Consider the following 15429-nt stretch of genomic DNA (forward strand, 5'->3'; position numbering starts at 1 on the left):
CCTGACCGCGCACTGGAACTGTCCCCTTGCATACCAATCCGGGTAAATCCCTATCCCGTACTTCGTTGTAAACAAAGGGTTTATGGGTGCTAAAACGCTTGCCGGACAAGGCTTCCAGCGATTTCGGCACCGCTAATACCAGTTCGTTGACTGGTATTATGGTGGTTATATAATGCCCTCACTTTCGACGGCCTGCGGTCGTCGTCCGACACCCGGAGGCACATGGAAACCGGCTGGTCCGAACTGGCGCCCGATCCCCTCAGCGACACGCCGCTTTATCTGCAGCTCGCCCGCAACCTGGCGAGCGCGATTCACGCCGGCGCGTGGCGGGCCGGTGAGGCGCTGCCGTCGGAGCGGCTGCTGTCGATGTCGGTCGGCGTGTCGCGGATCACGGCCCGTCGCGCACTCGCACTGCTGGTCGAGCAGGGGCTGATCAAGCGGGCGCGCGGGGCGGGCAGCTTCATCACGCCGCGCGTTGCCGATCCGCTGTCGCGTCTCGTCGGCTTCACCGAGAAGATGCGGCAGCGTGGCTTCGTGCCCGATTCGGTGTGGCTGTCGCGCACGCTGCGCGCCGCCAACCGCGACGAGATCACGCGTCTCGGCCTCGCGCCCGGCGCGACGGTGGCGCGGCTCGAACGGCTGCGCCGCGCGGACGGCATCGTGATGGCCGTCGAGCACTCGACGCTGCCGGCCGCGGTGGTGCCCGATCCGCAGGTGCTCGGCGCGTCGCTGTACGAATACCTCGAAGCGCGCGGGATGACCGTCGTGCGCGCGCTGCAGCACTTTCGCGCGGCGAACGCGACGCACGCGATCGCGAAATGGATGGCGGTGAAGCCGGGCTCGGCGCTGCTGGTGATCACGCGGATCGGCTACGGCGCCGACCAGCGCGCGATCGAAGTGAGTGAAACGTATTGCCGCGACGACTACTACGACTTCGTCGCCGAACTGAAACGCTGACGCGCGAGACTGCCCGCGCGCGGCAAGCGTGAAGTAACGACACGAATTTGCAAATCACGACGCGGATGCCTGCGTCACCAGATCATCAAGAGAACGTCATGCTGACTGGAAACATCCTTACCCCCGACGGCTGGATTCACGGTTCGCTCGATAGCGAGAACGGCCGCATTACGACCCTCGACGGCAAGCCCGTCGATCCCGCGAAGAACGACGCGCCTTACATCCTGCCCGGTTTCATCGACCTGCACGTGCATGGCGGCGGCGGTGCCGACGTGATGGAAGGTGGCGACGCGATCGAGACGATCGCCCGCACGCACGCGCAATTCGGCACGACGAGCCTGCTCGCGACGACGATGACCGCGCCGCGCGACGAACTGATGAAAGTCGTCGGCAACCTCGGCAGCGTCGCGCGCACCCGCACGCCGGGCGGCGCGCGCGTGCTCGGCGTGCACCTCGAAGGCCCGTACATCAACCCCGGCAAGCTCGGCGCGCAGCCCGACGCGGCCGTGTCGGCCGTGCTCGACGAAGTGCTGAAGTACCTGTCGATCGCGCCGATCCGGGTCGTCACGCTCGCGCCGGAAATCGCCGGCCACATCGAGATCATCGGCGAGATGGCCGCGCGCGGCGTGCGCGTGCAGCTCGGCCATTCGCTCGCGACCTACGACGACGCGGTGGCCGCGCTCAAGCACGGCGCGTGCGGATTCACGCACCTGTTCAACGCGATGTCGCCGCTGCATCACCGCAACCCGGGCCTGGTGGGCGCGGCGCTTGCGCACGCCGAATACGCGGAAATCATTCCCGACCTGCTGCACGTGCACCCGGGCGCGATTCGTGCTGCGCTGCGTGCGATCCCGCGCCTGTACGTCGTGACCGACAGCACGTCCGCCACCGGCATGCCCGACGGCGAATACCGGCTCGGCAGCCAGCACGTGACGAAGTGCCTCGGCGGCGTGCGCCTCGCCGACGGCACGCTCGCCGGCAGCACGCTGACGATGGACCAGGCGCTGCGCAACCTCGTGTCGCTCGGCCTGCCGATCGCCGACGTGTCGAACCGGATGTCGCGCTATGCGGCCGACTACCTCGGCGTCACCGATCGCGGCCGCCTCGAGCGCGGCGCATGGGCCGACCTCGCGGTGTTCGATCGCGACCTGAACCTCACCGCGACCTACGTCGAAGGAGAATCGATTGTCGAATATGCTTAAGGAAGCGCGCGAGTCCGCCCAGGTCGTCGCCGCGCAGATCGCCGACACCACGCGCGTCGAAGCGCTCGCCGGCCAATTGCTCGATCACCCGCCGGCCGTCGCGCTGACGGTCGCGCGCGGCAGCTCGGATCACGCCGCGAGCTATTTCGCGAGCCTGACGATGAGCCGCCTCGGCGTGCCGGTCGCGTCGCTGCCGATGTCGGTCGCCACGCTGCAGCAGGCACCGCTGAAGGTGCAGGACCAGCTCGCGATCGCGTTCTCCCAGTCGGGCAAGAGCCCCGATCTCGTCAACACGATGGCCGCGCTGCGCGAAGCCGGCGCGCGCACCGTCGCCGCCGTGAACGTGCTGCCGTCGCCGCTCGCCGACGCATGCGAGCACCAGTTGCCGCAGCTCGCCGGCCCCGAACTGTCGGTGGCCGCGACGAAGAGCTATATCGCGATGCTGTCGCTGTCCGCGCAGATCGTCGCGTACTGGCAGCGCGACGCCGAGCTGACGACCGCGCTGCGCGGCCTGCCCGACGTACTCGCGCAAGCCGGCCAGCTCGACTGGTCGCAGGCCGTAGCCGCGCTGGCGGGTGTCGAGCGGATGATCGTGATCGGCCGCGGGCTGGGCCTCGCGATCGCGCAGGAAGCCGCGCTGAAGCTGAAGGAAACGTCCGGCATCCAGGCCGAGGCGTTCTCGAGCGCCGAAGTCCGTCACGGCCCGATGGAGCTGATCGACCGCGACTATCCGCTGCTCGTGTTCGCCCCGCCGGGGCCCGAGCAGGCCGGCCTGCTGCAGCTCGCCGCAGACATGCGGGCACGTGGCGCCGCCGTGCTGCTCGCGGCGCCCGCCGGCACGCCCGGCGCGACGCTGCCGCTCGCGCAGTCCGCCCATTCGGCGCTCGACCCGATCGCCGCCATTCTTTCGTTCTACGTGATGGCGGCGGATCTCGCCGTCGCGCGCGGCCGCAATCCCGATACGCCGCGCCACCTGAACAAAGTCACCGAAACGCACTGATAGCCGAGACAGCCGATGAGACGCGCCGAGGAGTCCCAGTTGAAGAGCCCCACCCACGATCAGATCGTCCTGCTTGCCCCGCTGACGGGGCCGATCGTTCCGCTGGCCGACGTGCCCGATCCGGTGTTCTCCGGCGGGATGTTCGGCGACGGCATCGGCATCGACCCGCTCGCGGGCCAGCTCGTCGCGCCGTGCGCGGGCGTCGTGTCGCACCTCGCGCGCACGGGCCACGCGGTGACGATCACGACGCCGCAAGGCGCGGAAGTGCTGCTGCACATCGGCATCGACACCGTCGAGCTGAACGGGCAGGGCTTCACTGCGCACGTCGAGTCCGGCGCGCGTGTCGAGGCGGGCACGCTGCTGATCGAGTTCGACCAGGATGCGGTGGCGCGCAGCGCGCATTCGCTCGTATCGGTGATCGCGATCGCGAACTCGGATGCGTTCGAGGTCGTCGATCGTGCCAGCGGCTTCGCGACGGCCGGCAAGACGCCGCTGCTCGCGCTGCGCGGCAAGGGCGAAGCGGCCGTGCAGGCGGCACAAGCCGGCGCTGCGGCGCAGAACGAAGTGCGCCGTGAAATCGTGCTGGCGCAGCCGGGCGGCCTGCATGCGCGGCCGGCCGCGCGTGCACGCGAAGCCGTGCGCGGGTTCGACGCGACCGTCGACGTGCTGTTCGACGGCCGCAAGGCGTCGATCGCGAGCGTCGTCGGCCTGCTCGGCCTCGGTGCCGGCGAAGGCGCGACGGTCGAACTGGTCGGCCGTGGCGCGCATGCGCAGCAGGCCGTCGATGCGGTCGAGCACGAGCTGCTGCGCGAAGCGCATGGCGAAGTCGAGGAAAAACCGGCGCGGCTGAGGTCGCCCGCGCCGCAGACGGTCGCGCGCAACGTCGGTGCCTCCATCGACCCGAACACGCTCGCAGGCGTGTGCGCGGCGCCCGGCATCGCGGTCGGCACACTGGTGCGTCTCGACGATGCGGAAATCGTGCCGCCCGAGCAGGCCGCCGGCACGCCGGCTGCGGAAAGCCGCCAGCTCGACCAGGCGCTGAAGGTGGTCGACGTCGAACTCGACGAAACGGTACGCAACGCATCGGCACGCGGCGCGGTCGGCGAAGCGGGCATCTTCGCGGTGCACCGCGTGCTGCTGGAAGACCCGACGCTGATCGACGCGGCGCGCGACCTGATCAGCCTCGGCAAGAGCGCGGGCTTCGCCTGGCGCGCGACGATCCGCACGCAGATCGACACACTGTCGAAGCTCGACGATGCGCTGCTCGCCGAACGCGCGGCCGACCTGCGCGACATCGAGAAGCGCGTACTGCGCGCGCTCGGTCATACGAACGGCGCCACGCGTGCGCTGCCGGACGAAGCGGTGCTCGCGGCCGAGGAATTCACGCCGTCCGATCTGTCGTCGCTCGATCGCCAGCGCGTGACCGCGCTCGTGATGGCGCGCGGCGGCGCGACGTCGCACGCGGCGATCATCGCGCGGCAGTTCGGCATTCCGGCGCTGGTCGCGGTTGGCGATGCGCTGTATGCGATTCCGGACGGCACGCAGGTCGTCGTCGATGCGAGCGCGGGCCGGCTCGAACACGCACCGACCGCGCTCGATGTCGAGCGCGCGCGGCACGAACGCCAACGCCTGGACGGCGTGCGCGAGGCGAACCGGCAACTGGCGGGAGAAGCCGCCGCGACGGTCGACGGTCGCGCGATCGAGGTCGCCGCGAACATCGCGACGCTCGACGATGCGAACACCGCGGTCGACAACGGTGCCGACGCGGTCGGCCTGCTGCGCACCGAATTGATGTTCATCCATCGCCAGGCCGCGCCGACGGTCGTCGAGCACCAGCAGAGCTACCAGTCGATCGTCGACGCGCTGCAGGGCCGCACTGCGATTATCCGCACGCTCGACGTCGGCGCCGACAAGGAAGTCGATTACCTGACGCTGCCGCCCGAACCGAACCCGGCACTTGGCCTGCGCGGCATCCGTCTCGCGCAGGTGCGCCCCGATCTGCTCGACGATCAGTTGCAGGGCCTGCTCGCGGTGAAGCCGTTCGGCGCGGTGCGCATCCTGCTGCCGATGGTGACCGACGTGGGCGAGCTCGTGCGCCTGAAAAAGCGTATCGACGAATTCGCGCGCGCACAGGGCCGGACCGAGCCGATCGAGGTCGGCGTGATGATCGAGGTGCCGTCGGCCGCGTTGCTGGCCGACCAGCTCGCGCAGCACGCGGATTTCCTGTCGATCGGCACCAACGACCTGACGCAGTACACGCTCGCGATGGACCGCTGCCAGGCCGATCTGGCCGCGCAATCCGACGGCCTGCATCCGGCCGTGCTGCGCCTGATCGACATCGCGGTGCGCGGTGCGGAAAGGCACGGCAAGTGGGTCGGCGTGTGCGGTGCGCTCGGCGGCGATCCGCTCGCGGTGCCGATCCTGGTGGGCCTCGGCGTGACCGAACTGTCGGTCGACCCCGTATCGGTGCCGGGCATCAAGGCGCGTGTGCGCCGTCTCGATTACCAGTTGTGCCGTCAGCGCGCGCAGGATCTGCTCGCGCTCGATTCGGCACAGGCGGTAAGGGCAGCAAGCCGCGAGGTCTGGCCGCTCGACTGAGCGTCGACGGCAGGTTCGCGACCGGTTTCACGACGAAAGCAATTAGGTCAACGACGATTAATGACGAGACAAGGATTGGAGGACTGAATGAACGGGAATCCGTTTCTGAAAATACAGGGCCTGGGCCGGGCGCTGATGCTGCCGATCGCGGTATTGCCGGTTGCCGGCATCCTGCTGCGACTCGGCCAGCCGGACGTGTTCAACATCAAGATGATCGCCGACGCCGGCGGTGCGATCTTCGACAACCTGCCGCTGCTGTTCGCGATCGGCGTGGCGGTCGGCTTCGCGAAGGACAACAACGGCGTGGCGGCGCTCGCGGGCGCGATCGGCTACCTGATCGAAACCGCGATCATGAAGGACATCGATCCCAAGCTGAACATGGGCGTGCTGTCCGGGATCATCGCGGGTGTGGTCGCGGGCCTGCTGTACAACCGCTATAAAGACATCAAGCTGCCGGACTACCTCGCGTTCTTCGGCGGCAAACGGTTCGTGCCGATCATCACCGGCCTGGTCTGCGTGATACTCGGCATCGCGTTCGGGTACGTCTGGCAGCCAGTCCAGCATGCGATCGACGCGGCCGGCCAGTGGCTGACGACGGCGGGCGCGATCGGTGCGTTCGTGTTCGGCTTCCTGAACCGCCTGCTGCTCGTCACGGGCCTGCACCACATCCTCAACTCGCTCGCGTGGTTCGTGTTCGGCAACTTCACGCCGCCGTCCGGCGGCGAGATCGTGCACGGCGACCTGCACCGCTTCTTCGCGGGCGACCCGACCGCGGGCACCTTCATGGCCGGCTTCTTCCCGATCATGATGTTCGGCCTGCCGGCAGCGTGTCTCGCGATGCTGCACGAAGCGCCGAAGGAGCGCCGCGCGATGGTTGGCGGGCTGCTGCTGTCGATGGCGCTGACGTCGTTCCTGACCGGCGTGACCGAGCCGATCGAATTCAGCTTCATGTTCCTTGCACCGGTGCTGTACGTGATCCATGCGGTGCTGACGGGGCTGTCGCTCGCGATCTGCCAGATCCTCGACGTGAAGCTCGGCTTCACGTTCTCGGCCGGCGCGATCGACTACGTGCTGAACTACGGGCTGTCGACGAAGGGCTGGATCGCGATCCCGCTCGGCATCGCGTACGGTGCCGCGTACTACGGGCTGTTCCGCTTCTTCATCCGCAAGTTCAACATGGCCACGCCGGGCCGTGAACCGGCATCGGCCGATGCGGCCGCGGAATCGTACGCATCGGGCGGCTTCGTCGCACCGGCTGCGGGCGCCGCGGCGGTTGCCGCTGCGCCGCGCGCGCAGCGCTACATCGCCGCGCTCGGCGGGGCCGGCAACCTGTCGGTCGTCGACGCGTGCACGACGCGCCTGCGCCTGACCGTCGTCGATCCGGAGCGGATCTCGGAGCCGGAGCTGAAGTCGATCGGCGCGCGTGGCGTGCTCAAGCGCGGCGGCAACAGCGTGCAGGTGATCATCGGGCCCGAGGCCGACATCATTGCCGACGAGATGCGTACCGCCATCGGCAGCGGCGCGGCAGGCGCGGCATCGACGGCGACCGCAGCCGCCGCGCAGCCCGTCACGGGCGCGGCCGCCGGCCCGCTCGATCCGGAGCCGACGCGCTGGCTCGCGGTATTCGGCGGCGCGACCAACGTCGTGTCGCTCGACGCGATCGCGACCACGCGCCTGCGTGTGGTCGTGCGCGATCCGTCGGCGGTCGATCGCGATCGTCTCGGTACGCTCGATGTCGCATGGGTGTCGGTCGACACGTTCCACATCGTCTGCGGCAATGCGGCCGCACGTTATGCCGAACAGCTCGGCGCACGCCTGCCGCCGTCGGGCAGCGGGGCGGCCGTGCAACCGGCCTGATGCGATGAAGCCGGCCTGATCCGCGACGCGGGTTCGGGCCGGCCGGCAAAACGAAAACGGCTTGCGATGCGTCGCAAGCCGTTTTTCTTTGGTGGTGCGGTGATGCGACGTGTTCGTCCGCATCGCGCTACCTCTCGACCGCCTGGTCGTTCACGGTTCCGTCAGCAAAAAGGTAGGCTTCCGGTAACCGATGCGCGGTAGCGCGACGCGTTCGCCCGCATCGCGCCACCGCTCGACTGCTTGGCCGATCACGGATTCGTCAGCGTAAAGGTGGGCTTCCGGTAGCCGACGCCGGCCCGGTCGAGCTTCGGCAATTCGCGTTGCGTGAGCAGCGTCGCGAAACCGGCCCAGTCGCGCTGCAGTGCGGCCATGTCGACGTGATGCGTGTCGCCGCGCTTGAAGCGCACGCCGGCCGCATACGGCAGCTCCCAGTCGGCCCGGTGCCATGCGCGCTCGGCCAGCGCGAGCAGCCGCGGATAGGCCATGTATTCGAGGAAGGTGTCGTTGCGCATCACCTCGCCCCATGCCTGCCCCTGCATGCCTTCGATGCGCGGCGCGGGGCCCGTGCCCGTCACCTCGAACGCGTTGCCGTCGCGGTCGCCCATCACTTCGGCGTTCTGCGGCAGGTTCTCGGGCGCGAGCGAGAACACCTTGTATTCGTCCGTCGCGTGCGAGCCCCAGTAGTAGCCGCGCTCGCGCGGGTTCAGCGTGTACGGGAAGTCGAAGTACAGGTAGTCGGGCAGCGCGAGCACCGTCAGGTAGCCCTTGCCGCTCAGGTCGCGCGCGCTGTCCGATGCGCCCCAGAAGATCGTGTCCCACAGCGACACCATCACGTGGCGCGTGCTGAAGTCCTGCGGCCCGTTCGCATGCTTGATGCCGTCCTGCCACGCGGCCATCGTGTCGATCCCGTTCGCGCTGACCGCCGCGCTCACCTGTTGTGCGAAGCGCGTCGGCAACTCGTCGGTCGACTTGATTTCGCCGCGCTGGAGCAATGCCGCGCACGCGGGCGAACGCGCCCATGGCTTGTCCTGCGCGGCGAGATCGATACGCCCCTTGTTCGGGTCGGTGCCGTTCAGCGGCTGGAAGCCTCCGCCGAGGAAGATGTTCTTCGCTTCGTCGCCGCCGTAGTGCCAGATGTGCAGCGGCGCTTGCGCGTCCGCATGCATCGCGGCGATTTCGCGGATCACCTTCGACGCGAAATTGAGCGCGCCCGGTACGCACGGGTTCAGGTCGCTGCGCCGGTCGTAGAACTGCACCGTCGTCAGGTTCGACGTGTCCTGCGGATCGAGCAGCCGGTACGCGTTCGCTTCCTGCTCGCGGCCGGCCGCATGCAGCCGCCGGTAACGTGCCTCCATCGTCACGACGGCCGCGCGCGCATGCGCGGGCATGTCGATCTCGGGGATGATCTCGACGAAATGCGCGGCCGCGTAGCGCACCAGCGCCACGTAGTCGTCGCGGGTCAGGTAGCCGCCGCCCGAGCGGTTGTCCGGGCCGGAGCCGAGCTGCGGCAGCAGGCAGCGCGTTTCGCTCGGGTCATGGCAGCGGCGTCCCCCGATCTCGGTCAGCTCGGGCAGGCCGGGAATCTCGATGCGCCAGCCCTCGTCGTCGGACAGGTGCAGGTGCAGGCGATTGAGCTTGTACGCGCTCATCTGGTCGATCAGGCGGCGCAACGTGGCCGGGTGCTTGAAGTTGCGTGCGAGATCGACGTGCATCCCGCGATGCGTGAAGCGCGGCGCGTCCTCGACGAGCATCGCCGGGATCGGGCCGCCGCCGGCGGGTGCGAGCGAGTAGAGCGTCTGCACGCCGTAGTAGAGGCCGGCGCGATCGTAGCCTTCGATCAGCACGCCGCGCGGCCCGATCGCGAGCCGGTAGCCGCCCGGCGTTGCGATATCGGCCGGCAGCCGGCGCGGCGCGACGGTGCCGCGTACCGGCACGCGTGCGCCGTCGAGCCCGAGTGTCGTCGCGCGTTCGCGCAGCGCCGCGACTTGCGCGTCCGGCAGGTCGGGCAGCGCGAGCTCGACGCCGCGCAGGTCGAGCGTGCCGGGCAGCGGCTGCTCGCGCTTCACGCTCGGTAGCGCGCGGCTCCCGTCGGGCCGCGCGGCCACGGGCGGCGCGTTGCCGGTCGAGTTGTTCTGCGCGTCGGCCGGCAGCGATTCGACGTAGCGCAGCTCGTCGTCGGTGTCGTTGTAGCGGAGCACGGCAGGCGGCGCGCCATCGACGACCACGTACGGGCGCGGGATCACGTCGCTGTAGCGCAGCAGCCAGTATTCGGCGACGAACGGCAGCTCGAGGCGCTCGCCGGGGGCAAGCCGCACCGAGCCCGGTTGCGGCGTCAGTTCGTACAGGTCGCCGGTGAGCCGCCGCAGCGCGAAGCCCGGACGGTCGATCCGCAGCAGGCGGCGGATGCTGTGCAGGTAGAGCTTCCAGCCGCCGTCGGCGATCGTCTGGTGGCCGCGGTTCTGCAGGATCAGGCGGCCCGTCGCGCAGGCCGCGCCGTCGGCACCCAGATCGGCGCATGGCACGCCGGCTGCGGCCGCGTGATTGTTGTCGACGGCGACGCGCAACGCGAGGCCGTTCGACAGCCGCGCCGCGAGATCGGCCGGCGGCACGGGTGGACGGACGGCGCCGGCCGTCGCGACCGCCGCGCTCGACGCTGGCAGCGCGCCGAGCGCGCCGAGCGCGACCGGCGACAGTGCCGCGATCAGCAGGCCGGCAAACAGGGTGGGCAAGGTTCGGTTCATGCGGACTCCTGAGAAAAAAGGGGGCGTAGCGGCGTCACGGGATGACGTCGTTGCGGGCGGGTCTTTCAACGGAGCTGCGGGGACAACGGGGTGCGCGGGCGATGCAGCTGCCCCGCGCGCAGTCGACACGCGTGGGCGTGCGGTTACGGAACGGGTGGCGGGCAGGCGTGCCGGTCGGATCGGCGCGGGCGGGTGCGCGTCTTCATCGGCGGCGCGCGGCAGCGGCTGCTGCGGATGCCGTGGCGGCGCGACCGGTGGCACAGGCGCGCGTCCGGCCTATGCGGACGATGATGGCGACGCTCGCCGACGAAGCGCAACCGGACGCCGCACGCCGACGGCGAGACAGCGCGCAAGCGCGCGCCACATACGGGATTCGCATGTCTCCCCCACCCAGATGGATTCGGCCTGTCAGCGGCCGTGTCCAAAGATCTTATGAAACCTTTTATTGGTATTCAAGTGGTATCAATCTGGCGCTAAATTGGCATCGATGCGCTGGGCCTGTCTGGCCGGCCGGGGCGAAAAAAAACCTCGCGCGAGGCGAGGTTCCTTCCGGATGGCGGCCGCGTGACCGGCCGTACACGTCAGTCGCGGACGCGCGCTTCCTGCGTCTTCTGCCGCGCTTCGAGCCACATCGCGTTGACGATGCCGAACGACAGCGCGACGCCGATACCGAGAATCCAGCTGAAATACCACATGATCCGACTCCTTGCGAAACGGTGGGCGAGGGCGCGTGCGCGCCCCGTCCCGGTTCAAAGCATCAATACATCGAATGCTTGTTCTCTTCGAGCACTTCGCGCGTGACCTTGCCGCGCATCACGCGATACACCCAGCTCGTGTAGAGCAGGATGAGCGGCAGGAACACGATCACCGCGAACAGCATCACCTGCAGCGTCATGTGGCTCGACGTCGAGTCCCACACGGTCAGGCTGCTGCGCGGGTCGAGCGACGACGGCATGATGAACGGGAACATCGAGAAGCCGGCGGTCAGGATCACGCCCGTGATCATCAGGCCCGTGCAGAAGAACGCCGTCTTCTCCTGCTTCGAACCGGCGAGCAGCAGCGCGAGCAGGCCGCCCGCGATCGCGACGACGGGTGCTGCGATCATCCACGGGAATTCGCCGTAGTTCGCGAGCCACAGGCCCGAGCCCGCGGCGACGTCCTTGAGCAGCGGGTTCGCGACGCTATCGGTCGGCGCGGCGTGCGTGATGTGGAAGCCGCCGATGGTGGATGCGATCAGCACGCCGGCCAGCACGAACAGCACGACCGCGAGGAACGACGCCACGCGCAGCGCGACCGATGCGCGGCGTGCGATCACGCCTTCTGTCTTCATCTTGATGAAGGCCGCACCGTGCGCGACGAGCATCGTGAGGCTGACGAGCCCGCACAGCAGCGCGAACGGGTTCAGCAGCGCCCAGAAGCTGCCGTAGTAGGTCACGCGCAGGTCGCTGTCGAACTTGAACGGCACGCCTTGCAGCAGGTTGCCGAACGCGACGCCGAACACGAGCGCGGGCACGAAGCCGCCGATGAACAGGCCCCAGTCCCAGCCCGCGCGCCAGCGCGGGTCAGGCCGCTTGCTGCGGTAGTCGAAGCCCACCGGCCGGAAGAACAGCGCGAACAGCACGAGCAGCATCGCGAAGTAGAAGCCGGAGAACGACGCCGCGTAGACGAGCGGCCAGGCCGCGAACATCGCGCCGCCGGCCGTGATCAGCCACACCTGGTTGCCTTCCCACGTCGCACCGACGGTGTTGACGATGATGCGGCGCTCCTCGTCGGTCTTGCCGAGGAACGGCAGCAGCGCGGTCGCGCCCATGTCGAAGCCGTCGGTGACGGCGAAGCCGATCAGCAGCACGCCGACGAGCAGCCACCAGATCAGCTTGAGAGTTGCATAGTCCATAGCGATTCCTTGTTCCGTTTCAGGTGCGTGCTCACGCCGGGGCGCGCTCGCTGGCGGCCGCGATTTCGTGGTGATAGCGGCCGGTATGCAGCGACGACGGGCCGAGGCGCGCGTACTTGAACATCAGCTTGATCTCGATGACGAACAGCGCGGTGTAGAACAGGATGAAGCCCGCGAGACTCAGGTACAGGTCGCTCGGCTGCAGGCTCGATGCGGACAGGTGCGTCGGCAGCACGCCGGCGATCGTCCACGGCTGGCGGCCGAGCTCGGCGACGATCCAGCCGAATTCGATCGCGATCCACGGCAGCGGGATCGCCCACACCGCATAGCGGAGGAACCAGCGGCGGTTGTCCTGCAGCAGTTCGCGGCGCGCGCAGAACCAGAACGCGGCAATGAACGTCGCGACGAACAGGAAGCCGAGGGCCACCATGATCCGGAACGAGAAGAACACGGGCGCGACCGGCGGGATCGTCTTCTTCGCGGCGGCCTTGATCTGCTCGGGCGTTGCATCGACCACGTTCGGCGTGAACTGCTTGAGCATCAGCCCGTAGCCGAGATACTGCTTGTGCTGGTCGAACAGCGCGCGGGTCGCGTCGCTCGTGTCACCCTGCTTGATCTTCTGCAGCGCGCCGTACGCGATCATCCCGCTCTGGATGTGCTCCTCGCTGTGCTTCGCGAGGTCGCGCAGGCCGATCACCGGTTCGTCGATCGAGCGCGTCGCGATCAGGCCGAGCGCATACGGGATCTTGATCGCGTAGTCGGTGCGCTGTTCTTCCTGGTTCGGAATGCCGATCAGCGTGAACGATGCGGGGGCCGGCTGCGTTTCCCATTCGGATTCGATCGCGGCGAGCTTCATCTTCTGCACTTCGCCGGTCGTATAGCCCGATTCGTCGCCGAGCACGATCACGCAGAGCGTCGCCGCGAGGCCGAAGCCGGCCGCGACCGCGAACGAGCGCAGCGCGAAATCGACGTCGCGCTTCTTCAGCAGGTACCACGACGACACGCCGAGCACGAACATCGCCGCCGACACGTAGCCGGCCGACACCGTGTGCACGAACTTCACCTGGGCGACCGGGTTGAACAGCACGTCGAACAGGCTCGTCATCTCCATGCGCATCGTCTGGTAGTTGAACTCGGCGCCGACCGGGTTGTTCATCCAGCCGTTCGCGACGAGGATCCACAACGCGGACAGGTTCGAGCCGAGCGCGACGAGGAATGTGACCATCAGGTGCTTGACCCTCGACAGGCGATTCCAGCCGAAGAAGAACAGGCCGACGAACGTCGATTCGAGGAAGAACGCCATCAGGCCTTCGACCGCGAGCGGCACGCCGAAGATGTCGCCGACATAGTGCGAGTAGTACGACCAGTTCGTGCCGAACTGGAATTCGAGCGTGATGCCGGTCGTCACGCCCATCGCGAAGTTGATCCCGAACAGCTTGCCCCAGAACTGGGTCATGTCCTTGTAGACCTGTTTGCCGGTCATCACGTAGACGGCTTCCATGATGACGAGCAGCCAGGACAGGCCGAGCGTCAGCGGCACGAACAGGAAGTGGTAGAGCGCCGTGATGCCGAACTGCAGACGTGACAGATCGACGACTTCACTACTTATCATGGTGGTCTCCCTCGGTGGGTGCAGGCGCCGGCACCGAGAGCAGCTTCTCGGCGACGGCGGCAGGCGGCAACGACATGTGCTCGGCCTGCGGATGATTGAAGAATGCGTATTTGAGCGACATCAGGAGGATCAGCTTGACGATCAGCACCAGGGTGATGTCGCGGGCGAGGGTCGGTCCGCGTGCCCACGCGGCGATGCGCGCGCGCCAGCCGATCGTGCCGGCCGGCCGCGGCGGAGGCGCAGGCTCTTTATTGATCGAGATCAAGGCGATTATCCTGAATCGATTTAGGTCTGATTTGGGGCGACTTTACGTCGGATTTATGACGGCCGTGAAGCTGTTTTAATCCTTTTGCGCCTGACATGCCAATTTTAAAAGGACGGCTTTCCAATGCCGAGTGCTGCGCTGCGGCAGACCGTCGCGAAACACGGGCCGAAATTTGAGGCAGATCAAGGTTATGCGGAAGGGGCCCGCAAACGGCCTATTACCTGACGAATCAGGTCAATTAATCGGCAAAGAATCGAGTGGAGAAGCGGGTGAAAAGCAGCGGATAAAGCAGGCGAAAAAAAACCGCTGCCGGTCGGGCAGCGGTTTTTGATGAAGCGCTCTAAATCGCAGCGATTTACGCGTATTCGGCGAGGGCGGTGCGCATCTTTTTCATCGCGCTCGCTTCGATCTGGCGGATACGTTCCGCCGACACACCGAACTCGGCGGCGAGATCGTGCAGCGTCGAGCCGCCCGAACCGTCGTCGTCGACGTGCAGCCAGCGCGCCTCGATGATGCGGCGGCTGCGCGCGTCGAGCGCGTCGAGTGCCTGCGCGATGCCGTCCGTCTGCAGCGTGTCGCGCTGACGCGCGGCGAGCACGGCGGTCGGTTCGTTGTGCGAGTCGGCCAGGTAGGCGATCGGCGCGTACGACTCCTCGCCGTCTTCGACCTGCCCTTCGAGCGCGATGTCGCCGCCCGACAGACGCGTTTCCATTTCGGTCACGTCTTCGCGCTTGACGTTGAGTTCCTTCGCGAGGCCGTCGATCTCCTCGGGCGTCATCGCCTGCAGGCCCTTCTTGTGGCTGCGCAGGTTGAAGAACAGCTTGCGCTGCGCCTTCGTCGTCGCGACCTTCACCGTGCGCCAGTTGCGCAGGATGTACTCGTGGATCTCGGCCTTGATCCAGTGGATCGCGTACGACACGAGACGCACGTTCTGGGCCGGGTCGAAGCGCTTCACGGCCTTCATCAGGCCGATGTTGCCTTCCTGGATCAGGTCGCCGTGCGGCAGGCCGTAGCCGAGATAGTTGCGCGCGATCGACACGACGAGCCGCAGGTGCGACAGCACGAGGCGGCGTGCCGAGTCGAGATTGTTGCCTTCACGGAATTCGGTTGCGTACTGGCGTTCCTCTTCGGGCGTCAGCAGCGGAATGCGGTTGACGGCCTGGATATACGCGTCGATGTTGCCAAGCTGGCCCGGCAACATCGATTGGGCTGCGAGCGCCAGCGAGCCTGCCGATGCGGCCTTGGCCGGCGTCTGGCTCAGGGTGTTCGGGAGGGTCAGGGCATTGCTCACTAAAAAAACTCC

At 67.7% G+C, this 15429-nt stretch carries 11 protein-coding genes; 5 read left to right on the forward strand and 6 right to left on the reverse strand.

The window, feature by feature from the left end:
• Positions 1-222: 222 nt before the first annotated feature.
• The 5 genes from LGN19_RS18520 (at position 223) to nagE (ending at position 7614) form a co-directional block, all read left to right on the forward strand.
• Entirely contained in the window at positions 223-957 is a 735-nt protein-coding gene (locus tag LGN19_RS18520; protein ID WP_226216486.1) for a GntR family transcriptional regulator, read from the forward strand.
• 98 nt (positions 958-1055) lie between these two features.
• Positions 1056-2159 (forward strand): N-acetylglucosamine-6-phosphate deacetylase, encoded by a 1104-nt coding sequence (nagA, locus tag LGN19_RS18525; protein ID WP_041492962.1) that lies wholly within the window; start codon positions 1056-1058, stop codon positions 2157-2159.
• Complete coding sequence (locus LGN19_RS18530) at positions 2152-3159, forward strand: SIS domain-containing protein (RefSeq protein WP_226216736.1); 1008 nt, start codon at positions 2152-2154, stop codon at positions 3157-3159. The genes nagA and LGN19_RS18530 overlap by 8 nt, the downstream gene beginning before the upstream one ends.
• 15 nt (positions 3160-3174) lie before the next feature.
• Positions 3175-5757, forward strand: a complete 2583-nt coding sequence (gene ptsP, locus LGN19_RS18535; RefSeq protein ID WP_226216488.1) for a phosphoenolpyruvate--protein phosphotransferase — start codon at positions 3175-3177, stop codon at positions 5755-5757.
• 87 nt (positions 5758-5844) lie between these two features.
• Positions 5845-7614 (forward strand): N-acetylglucosamine-specific PTS transporter subunit IIBC, encoded by a 1770-nt coding sequence (nagE, locus tag LGN19_RS18540; RefSeq protein ID WP_226216490.1) that lies wholly within the window; start codon positions 5845-5847, stop codon positions 7612-7614.
• A 248-nt stretch (positions 7615-7862) separates the two neighbouring features.
• Here the strand turns inward: nagE and LGN19_RS18545 are convergent, their stop codons facing one another.
• The 6 genes from LGN19_RS18545 to rpoH form a co-directional block, all read right to left on the reverse strand.
• Positions 7863-10355 (reverse strand): family 20 glycosylhydrolase, encoded by a 2493-nt coding sequence (locus tag LGN19_RS18545; protein WP_226216492.1) that lies wholly within the window; start codon positions 10353-10355, stop codon positions 7863-7865.
• A gap of 581 nt (positions 10356-10936) precedes the next feature.
• Positions 10937-11050 carry a cytochrome bd-I oxidase subunit CydX gene (cydX, locus tag LGN19_RS18550; protein ID WP_043187264.1) on the reverse strand — a complete coding sequence of 38 codons (114 nt, stop codon included), beginning with the start codon at positions 11048-11050 and terminating at the stop codon, positions 10937-10939.
• A gap of 62 nt (positions 11051-11112) precedes the next feature.
• Complete coding sequence (gene cydB, locus LGN19_RS18555; RefSeq protein ID WP_226216494.1) at positions 11113-12249, reverse strand: cytochrome d ubiquinol oxidase subunit II; 1137 nt, start codon at positions 12247-12249, stop codon at positions 11113-11115.
• A 31-nt stretch (positions 12250-12280) separates the two neighbouring features.
• Positions 12281-13861 carry a cytochrome ubiquinol oxidase subunit I gene (locus LGN19_RS18560; RefSeq protein WP_226216496.1) on the reverse strand — a complete coding sequence of 527 codons (1581 nt, stop codon included), beginning with the start codon at positions 13859-13861 and terminating at the stop codon, positions 12281-12283.
• Complete coding sequence (gene cydP, locus LGN19_RS18565) at positions 13851-14132, reverse strand: cytochrome oxidase putative small subunit CydP (protein WP_174921515.1); 282 nt, start codon at positions 14130-14132, stop codon at positions 13851-13853. The genes LGN19_RS18560 and cydP overlap by 11 nt, the downstream gene beginning before the upstream one ends.
• A 349-nt stretch (positions 14133-14481) precedes the next feature.
• Positions 14482-15417 (reverse strand): RNA polymerase sigma factor RpoH, encoded by a 936-nt coding sequence (gene rpoH / locus LGN19_RS18570; RefSeq protein WP_122946312.1) that lies wholly within the window; start codon positions 15415-15417, stop codon positions 14482-14484.
• Positions 15418-15429: the final 12 nt, after the last annotated feature.

The sequence above is a fragment of the Burkholderia sp. AU30198 genome (assembly GCF_020419825.1).
Taxonomy (GTDB): Bacteria; Pseudomonadota; Gammaproteobacteria; order Burkholderiales; family Burkholderiaceae; genus Burkholderia.

Excerpts from the sequence above, each read along its gene's own strand:
- LGN19_RS18520 (WP_226216486.1), top strand. The coding sequence starts at position 223 with ATGGAAACCGGCTGGTCCGAACTGGCGCCCGATCCCCTCAGCGACACG.
- nagA (WP_041492962.1), top strand. The coding sequence starts at position 1,056 with ATGCTGACTGGAAACATCCTTACCCCCGACGGCTGGATTCACGGTTCG.
- LGN19_RS18530 (WP_226216736.1), top strand. The coding sequence starts at position 2,152 with ATGCTTAAGGAAGCGCGCGAGTCCGCCCAGGTCGTCGCCGCGCAGATC.
- ptsP (WP_226216488.1), top strand. The coding sequence starts at position 3,175 with ATGAGACGCGCCGAGGAGTCCCAGTTGAAGAGCCCCACCCACGATCAG.
- nagE (WP_226216490.1), top strand. The coding sequence starts at position 5,845 with ATGAACGGGAATCCGTTTCTGAAAATACAGGGCCTGGGCCGGGCGCTG.
- LGN19_RS18545 (WP_226216492.1), bottom strand. The coding sequence starts at position 10,355 with ATGAACCGAACCTTGCCCACCCTGTTTGCCGGCCTGCTGATCGCGGCA.
- cydX (WP_043187264.1), bottom strand. The coding sequence starts at position 11,050 with ATGTGGTATTTCAGCTGGATTCTCGGTATCGGCGTCGCGCTGTCGTTC.
- cydB (WP_226216494.1), bottom strand. The coding sequence starts at position 12,249 with ATGGACTATGCAACTCTCAAGCTGATCTGGTGGCTGCTCGTCGGCGTG.
- LGN19_RS18560 (WP_226216496.1), bottom strand. The coding sequence starts at position 13,861 with ATGATAAGTAGTGAAGTCGTCGATCTGTCACGTCTGCAGTTCGGCATC.